6 protein-coding genes and 1 pseudogene (2 of these 7 only partly in view) are annotated in these 6,946 nt (G+C 61.0%); 1 reads left to right on the top strand and 6 read right to left on the bottom strand.

What is annotated here, in order from left to right; translation table 11 throughout:
- The 6 genes from ACFE99_RS06460 to ACFE99_RS06435 all read right to left on the bottom strand — a co-directional run.
- A protein-coding gene (locus tag ACFE99_RS06460) for an MCE family protein (protein WP_375483536.1) crosses the window boundary here: on the bottom strand, window positions 1–1,073 show its 5' portion. It extends 322 nt beyond the left edge of the window; the window shows 1,073 of its 1,395 coding nt (coding positions 1–1,073); it begins with the start codon at window positions 1,071–1,073; the stop codon falls past the left edge of the window.
- Window positions 1,070–2,098, bottom strand: coding sequence for an MCE family protein (locus ACFE99_RS06455; RefSeq protein ID WP_375483534.1), 1,029 nt, complete (start codon window positions 2,096–2,098; stop codon window positions 1,070–1,072). Before ACFE99_RS06455 ends, ACFE99_RS06460 begins: the two co-directional genes overlap by 4 nt.
- A 29-nt stretch (window positions 2,099–2,127) precedes the next feature.
- The gene (locus ACFE99_RS06450) at window positions 2,128–3,618 is read right to left on the bottom strand and encodes an MCE family protein (protein ID WP_375483532.1); all 1,491 of its coding nucleotides are present in this window, start codon (window positions 3,616–3,618) and stop codon (window positions 2,128–2,130) included.
- Window positions 3,619–3,624: 6 nt separating this feature from the next.
- Window positions 3,625–4,473, bottom strand: coding sequence for an MlaE family ABC transporter permease (locus ACFE99_RS06445; RefSeq protein ID WP_375483530.1), 849 nt, complete (start codon window positions 4,471–4,473; stop codon window positions 3,625–3,627).
- Window positions 4,473–5,234, bottom strand: coding sequence for an MlaE family ABC transporter permease (locus ACFE99_RS06440; protein WP_375483528.1), 762 nt, complete (start codon window positions 5,232–5,234; stop codon window positions 4,473–4,475). The genes ACFE99_RS06445 and ACFE99_RS06440 overlap by 1 nt, the downstream gene beginning before the upstream one ends.
- 216 nt (window positions 5,235–5,450) lie before the next feature.
- Window positions 5,451–5,816 carry a nuclear transport factor 2 family protein gene (locus ACFE99_RS06435; protein ID WP_375483526.1) on the bottom strand — a complete coding sequence of 122 codons (366 nt, stop codon included), beginning with the start codon at window positions 5,814–5,816 and terminating at the stop codon, window positions 5,451–5,453.
- Window positions 5,817–6,669: 853 nt separating this feature from the next.
- Here ACFE99_RS06435 and ACFE99_RS06430 point away from each other — a divergent pair.
- Window positions 6,670–6,946 (top strand): annotated as a pseudogene (locus ACFE99_RS06430) (CAP domain-containing protein) (it continues 211 nt past the right edge of the window).

The raw sequence follows: 6,946 nt of genomic DNA, 5'->3' as shown, positions 1-6,946 counted from the left end.
GGATACGGTATCGGAAGCGGCGGCATCGCCGGTTGGCCAACCTCCGGGTCGGATAACTGTGTCGGCAAGAGAGTGGCCGGATCCAGGCCGAGGTCGGAAAACGCAGCGTCGATGAACGGCTGGATCCACTGACCGGGCGGCAAGTTGACGACATTGGTTTTGAAGCCCGGACCCGCCGATACCGATTCACCCAGCCCCGCCGCAAAGGAATTGAGCTGTTTGATCGCCTTCTGTACCCGCTCTTTGCGGTTGTCGAGGATCGATAGGACCCCATCGAGCTTGTCCAGGGCGGGCTTTAATGTGTCCCGGTTTTCGGCAACGAAACCCTTCAACTGCTGCGCCAGCGCTGAAAGATTTGTGCTGATGTGGTCCAGCGCGCTGCTCTGGGTGTTCAGTTGAGCCAGCAACGCGTTGGTGTTAGTCACGAGGTCGAGTACCTCGTTGCTGCGTTCGGCCAGCACCTTGGTCGCCTTATTGGCGTTGCCCAGGAGATTACGCAGCTGCTGATCGCGCTCATCCAGGGTCTGGGAAAGCCGCGCCACCCCCTGCACCGCAGCCCTGAACGATGCCGGGGTGTGGGAGAACTCGCGTGCCAGCACCGCCAACGAGTCCGATAGCTGGCCAGTGTTCAACCCGCTGATGGTTGTAGTGAGATCGCCCAATGCGTCGGGCAGTTGATAGGCGGGGGTCGTCCGGTCGATGGGTATGGGCTCGGTGAGCTCCCCGTCGCCGCGCGGCCTCACCTCAAGACGCTTGGTACCGAGTGTGTTCGCCAACTTCACCGCCGCCTCGGTGCGGTTCCCGAGCCGGACACCGTTGCGGATCTGAAATTTGACCAATACCCGTGGCCCGTCCAGCGCGACGCTGGAGACCTTCCCGACCCGGTAACCCGAAACCTCAACATCGGCGCCCTTGTCAAGGCCGCCGGCTTCCGCGAAGTAAGCCGAGTAGTTCCTGCCCGTGTTGACGAAGGGCAGCTTGGCGTAGTTCAGGGACACCAGCATCAGAGCGAGGGTCACGCCGACCCCGTAGGCAGCAACCTTCAAGAGGTGGGGCTCGGATTCGGTCCTCATTTCGGCGCGCACCTCCCGGTATCCTGGCCTGCCAGTTTGACGTAAACGGGCTGACCGCCCTTGCCGTTCAGCTTCAGCACAATGTCGCACATGTAGAAACTGAAGAAGTCCCCGTGAAGACCCTGCCTGCCCAGTAGTTGGTACATATCGGGCAAGGTGTTGATCAGGTTGTCGACATAATCGTGGTCGGCCATCACGATTCCGGCGGTGCGATCCGTCTCATGCACCACCTTCTTCAACGGTGGACGGGCCTGCACCATCAGATCGGTGATGGCCCCGGCGGCCGCGTTGGCGTACGCCAATCCGTTTGTGATGTCCTGTTTGCGGGCTTGCAGGCCCGCGACAAGTTCAGACAGGGAGTCGATGGTTTTGGCCAACTCGCCGCTCTGCTCGCCCAGCGAGCCGAGCAGCGTGTTTAAGTTGGTGATGACCTCGCCGATCAGTCTATCCCGGTCGGCCAGGCTATTAGTTAATGCGGCGGTCTGGGTCAGAATTGAGCCGATCGCCGCACCTTGGCCCTGCAGGGCCGCAATCAATTGGCCGCTCAGCGCGTTTACCTGGTCAGGATTCAACGCGCGAAACAATGGACGGAAGCCGCCGATCAACGTATCGAGGTCAAGCGCCGGCTGGGTCCGGCTGAGCGGGATGGTCGCCCCGGGGTTGAGCTTCTTGACATCCCCCGCACCCTCCTCCAGTGCCAGATATCTGCCTCCAATCAGGTCGTCGTAACGAATGACCGCGCGCGTGCCCTCCGTAAGGATTACTGTGTCGTCCACCGAGAACTTGACGCGGACCGTTGAGTCCGGCTGAATCGAAATGCTTTTGATCTTGCCAGTCTCGACACCAGCAATGCGAACGAAGTTCCCGCCCCGTAGCTGCGACACATTCGAAAAAATGGCGTTGTAGGTCTTCGACTTTTCAAAGCGCACCTGACTATAGACGGCGAATAACACAGCTATCGCCAGCAGACACGCACCAACGTAGATGCCAAGGCGCCATAGCGTGCCACGTAGGTTCTCTCTCACGGCGGTCTGTCCTTAATTGCTTACAGCGGTCACGGCGAAGGCGCATATTCGGGCGGCGGTGGCAGCGGCGACGGTGACGGCGGTCCGCACGGTTGGGTGACGACCCCGCAGGTGGGTTGCAACCCTGGATGTGCGGGCGTGAACGGCTCCGATCCCGCTGGTGGCGCGCCCGGTTCTCGTGGCCTCCCGGGCGGCGGCGCCGGCGGCAAGCCCGGATATAGTGGCGTTCCGTCGGGCGCATATCGGGGCGCGCCGAACGGGGGGGCCCCTGGATACGGGACTGGACCCGGGGCTGGGCCGCCGGGATGTCGAATGCTCGGCGGTTTAGGCGTACCGCGAGTAACCGGGAAGTAGTCGGCGTATCCGGGAAAGCCGATACCGGGGTTTGGTCGCAGGTCCAGCCCGGTGCCCCATCCGGAATCGGTGACCAGATACCGCACAGGCCAGTTGTCGGCGACATCGGGCAGCGAACCGCAGCCCGGGGCTCCCCCGGGTCCACCCTTGATTCCGTTGATGGGGAGGTTGTCCGGATACCGGTACATGTCCTCACCGAACAGCAGTGCGGCATCTAAGACGATGGATCTTCTGTTTTTCAAGCCGCCAACGTCGCCCCAGCCATATTTGTCCAGGACCTTTTGTCCGCCAACGATTGTGCAGGTGAGTTCCGGGTTGTATTTCATCAGCAACCGCGTCGTCGGCTCCAGTATGTTGATTGCGTGAACGAGGTTGTCCTTATTCGGGCCGATCAGGTTAATTCCGCTGTTAGATAGCCCAATGGCATTGAGTAGGAGCGAGTCAAGCTCCCTGGCATGCGTGCTGATCGTGGAGCTGGTCGTGCTCAGGGCATCTAGCGTTGTCAGTAGGTTCGGTGCTGCGGCACTATAGGTGTCGGAGAACCCTTTGACTGCACGGAAATCGGCCCGGATGGTTTCGCTGCGAGGATTGATCGCTATCAAGACCTGATTGAGGTCGGTGACGGCCTCACCGAGTGCTTGGCCCTTGCCGCGAAAGCCCTCGGCGAACGCCGAGAGCACGGCGTTTAGTTTGGCGGTGTCGATTTGGCTGAGTACACCAACCACGTTCTGAAGCACCGTGTTCGCCTCGATGCTCACGTTGCGTGAGTGCAGAACAGCGCCGGCTGCTAATCGCTTGGAACTCGGATCACTGGGAGCCAATAGTTCGACATATTTGGCGCCGAAGACGGTGGGGGCGGTGATTTGTGCTGCGACGTTGGCCGGAATATATCGGAGCTGGCCAGAATCGACCTCCAGCTGGAGTCTCACCGGACCGTCCGGCTGGATCGACGCCACTCGGCCCACCTCAACGCCGCGGAACTTCACCATCGCGTAGGGCTCCATGACGAGACCGGCACGATCAGATGTGACGGTCACTTTCGCGTATGACGTGAAGTCTCGGTTGAAGGCGACCGCGGTGAATGCGGCGAGCACGATGATCATCGCGACGAGAATTAGAGTCCACCACGAGGGGTGGATGCCGGCGGCGCGTCGCTTCTGTTTCATCGCAAGCTACGCAGACAGATGGAAGTTGCCGGAACGCCCGTAAAGAATCAGGCCCATGAGGAAAGTCACTGTTATCGAGACAATGAGTGAGGCGCGCACAGCGCGTCCGGTAGCTTCACCGACGCCGGCGGGGCCGCCTGTGGCGGTGAAACCGTAATAGCAGTGAATCAGCATGAGGACTCCTGCCGTGACTGCTATCTGGATGACCGTGTAGACGGTATCGGTCGGATTCAGAAAAGTTCTCAAGTAGTGGTCGTAGCCGCCAGTCGAGAGCCGGAAGCGGGCACTAAAGACGAAGCGGGCCATCATAAAGGTCGCCAACTCCGAAAGACAGGCCAGCGGTATCGCGACGATCACACCGGCCAGCACCCGGGTTGACACCAGGTAGCACACCGCGTTGATGCCCATCACCTCCAGCGCGTCGATTTCGTCGTTGATTCGCATGGCGCCGAGTCGCGCGGTGGTGGCGGCGCCAACGGTGGCGGCCAGACCGAAATCGACGATGATTGGCACGATGAGGCGCGGGACGATATACGCGGTGAACACACCGGCCAGCGCAAATACACCGATTCGGTCGAGGTTGGCATGCCCCACATAGCCGACCAAAATGCCGCCGTTCGACACCACGAAGGCGGTGACCACGGTGGCGCCCCCGATTACTGCAAGCGCGCCGGCCCCTAAGGCCAACTGCGAAATGTTGCGCAACGTCTCCTCTGTGTAGTTGACGACGGCTCGACCGATGAGGCGGAGGCTCGTGACGTAGAACGCGAGTTGTTCTCCGAGGCGATTCCATTGCTCGATAAAGCCGTGCAGCGCTTTCGCCAGCCTTGGCCGCAGCGGACTCGGGGTACTCATCACACTGCCCCCGTGGTGAGGGCGGTCACAAACGTGTTGATGGCAGCTGTCGCCATGATCGTGTACACCACCGTCTCATTGACCGCGTTGCCGACGCCGGCGGGACCGCCTGCCGGGTTAAGGCCCTTGTAGCAGGCGATCAAACCGCCGACCAGGCCGAACAATGCGGCCTTCAGCAAGCAGACGATGATGTCGCTCACCCCCGCAAGCAGCGTCAGGGTCGCCGCGAAAGGACCTGGTGTGACGTTTTGCACGTAGACCGCGAACAAGTAGTCGCCGGCTAAACCCGTGATGCACACGACACCGGCCAACAGCAAAGCGTTGAAGGTGAGCGCCATAACCCTCGGCACTACGAGCCTCTGTATCGGGTTAATTCCCATCACCCTCATGGCGTCGAGTTCTTCACGGATGGTGCGCGCACCGAGGTCGGCGCACATCGCAGTGGCCGCGGCACCGCTGATCACCATCGCCGTGGTAAACGGCCCAATCTGGGTGATTACCGACAGGGATGCGCCCACTCCGGCAAGATCACCGGCGCCGAGCGAGATGAATAGCACGTCCAGCATGAAAATGACTAAGGCATTAAAGACCAGCCCGAGCGCCACCGCGGGGAGCGCCGCGACTCGGGCGACGAACCAGGCTTGGAGGATGCACTCACGCCAGGCGACCGGCGGACGGAGCGCCAGGATTACGTCCTGAGACATCGCGAAGAAACCCCCGATTTCGCGGGCCGGTTTCGTCAGGGACGCCGTCAGTGCCACTTACCCACACCGTTCATCGACTACTCCTGATTGGCATACTTGATCAAACGCACCTTCGACCGAGTGATCCCTCACCGGCGACTCCTCGTTCGCTTCGGTGTTCGCCTGGGAAAGATTGGGCGGACACTCATTTGCGTTATTCGGTGTGTCACTCGACCACCTCGAACCGTGCGGCAATGGGATGCTGGCGTTGAGACGTCGGAATAACGACGCACGCTATAGGTCGGCGTACACAGGGCTGACATCGATGTAGATGCGCCAGTCGCGAACCAGTTCACCTTCGAACGTCAGAATGTCGGCGTTGGGCACGGTGACGCGACGGCCGTCTTTTCGCGTGTATTCGATCTCGATCTGCACGACGGCGGCATCCCCAATCTCATACACCCGTTCGATCTGATGTTTCATACCGGCGATCGAGGCAAAGAACCTCGAGACTGCCTCCTGGACCGAGGTGCGCCCAACGGTAGGCTCCGCGTTTCCGAAACGGAACACCACATCCTGGGTGAGGTGCTTGACGAACTTGTCAGGGTCCATGGCGTCAATGGCAGCGAAAGCCTGCCGAACGACCGCCTCTCGGCTCATGCTCCTCCTTACGACGCCAGACGCAGCCAAACTGTATGCAGTTTAAAGCGGCAGATGGCATTTGACTAGCGTTTCGGCAGGTTTGTTGGCCGGTGTCCAGCGTTTGGCGAACGGGACTTCCACAACAACACCCACGCTTGCCTCGCGGCGCCGAAGATGAGAGTGCGCGACACCAGCGATCTAGCGCATCCACAGCTCCCACCAACAAGTCGACGCGCGGTCGTGCTCGTCCAGCCGTAACGGAAGGCGGCTTGTCCGGGGTTCAAGGACGCCCCGTGGTCCAGCCCAAGCCGATCACAGATCGCCAGCAATGCGAGTGACCGGAAAGGTTTTGGCAGGCTATTCGATGAGGTGGCTGAACCCGATTCGCCTAAGGCGGGCTTGGCGTTGTGCCACCCGTGGCCGTTGAGCCAGATGTCACCGTCGTGGCTCGTGGTTCAGTGGTCCTTTCGGGCGGGTGCGCCGGAGGCGGGGATCACATGCCTGGGAGCAACCCGCGGCTGGCCCGTTGTTGCACAGGCAATCGACGCTCTCACGGTCCGGGACACGGTGCGGTATGCGGCCGTTACCAGCGAGAGCGATGATCCCATATCGCTGCCGGCAGTCGCGCCATCACCGGGCGAGGAAATCTCTGCCACTACTTCGGGGGCGAAGCCGGCCTCCACATCTGCAGGCGGCTGGCCCGAGACCTGACGCCGCTATACGTGGTGCCAAATGGTTCGCTGCCAACATCGTCCGAGCAGCTTGACCCCAGTAAAGCGTGCGACCCTTGACCCACGTAGAACTCGTGCAACGATGACAGATCATGACAGTCACCGGTATTGCAAGGCGGAGCGCATCGACGCTACGCGTACTGGCCGCCCTGGTCTCAGGAATCATCGCACTCGGCGCCTTCACCGCATATGCGGATGGTGACAATAACACCCTCGTGCCGAACAACAAGCGGCTCAACGATGGCGTCGTGGCCAATGTTTACACCATCCAGCACCAGGCCGGATGCACCACCGACTTGAAGGTCAACCCACAGCTTCAGCTGGCGGCGCAGTGGCATAGCAGAGACTTGCTCAATAACCGAGAACTCGATGGCGATATCGGCTCGAACGGGTCGACAGTGCAGGACCGGGCCCGGG

Origin of the sequence: uncultured Mycobacterium sp. (assembly GCF_964249325.1) — a bacterium.
In the GTDB taxonomy this organism is placed as follows: domain Bacteria; phylum Actinomycetota; class Actinomycetes; order Mycobacteriales; family Mycobacteriaceae; genus Mycobacterium.
Note: the sequence above shows the minus strand (reverse complement) of the source record. Positions and strands in the feature narration are given on the sequence as shown.